This window comes from Arthrobacter sp. Hiyo1 (assembly GCF_001263615.2).
GTDB lineage: Bacteria > Actinomycetota > Actinomycetes > Actinomycetales > Micrococcaceae > Arthrobacter.
Genome location: NZ_DF952469.1, coordinates 835,955 through 836,574, shown reverse-complemented (window position 1 = coordinate 836,574; position 620 = coordinate 835,955). Strand labels below are relative to the sequence as shown.

1 protein-coding gene is annotated in these 620 nt (G+C 68.7%); it reads left to right on the top strand.

All coding sequences use genetic code 11. The annotated features are described in order from the left end of the window. A partial coding sequence (locus tag AHiyo1_RS08120) for a sigma-70 family RNA polymerase sigma factor (RefSeq protein ID WP_275937044.1) occupies positions 1-484 on the top strand: 484 nt, incomplete at its 5' end. Positions 485-620: the final 136 nt, after the last annotated feature.

Here is a 620-nt window from a genome sequence, read left to right as displayed (position 1 = left end):
CGCATCGGCCCTGGGTGTCGAACGAAGCGTGGTGGAAGCCGCCCTGGCCGATGCCGCGCGGACCCTGTCGCCGCTGGACGACGTCGTCGTGGACACCGTCGCGGCCGAGACCATCTCCCCGGAGCATTCGGTCCTTGCTGATGAGCGACTCAAGTACCTTCGCGCCGCCGTCGAGGCCCTGCCGGAGAAGATGCGTTACGTCGTCGAGGAGATCTACTTCGGCGGGCGGACCGTCAAGGAACTCGCCGAGGAACTCGGGTCCACCCACGCCGCGGTCTCCCAACAGCGCGCCGAGGGTATCCGCCTCATGCGCGACGGGCTGTCCGCGCATTACGCGGACGATCCCGGGCAATCCTTCGAGCCCCAATCGCGCATTACCGCCCGACGCCGGCACGACTACCTCTCCACCCTCGCCACCGCCACCCTGGGCGGAATCACCCGGAGTTTCAGCTCGCCTGATGCTGCGTTGAACCGGGCCGTCTAGCCTCCGCCTACTTTGCGGTCGGCACGCGGCGGAGCACGACGGCGGCAAGGACTGCCGCTCCCGCCATCAGGACGAGCCCGATCGCCGCTGTGATGTGGACCCCCGATTCAAAGGCGGCACGTGCCGCCGCGGTGAG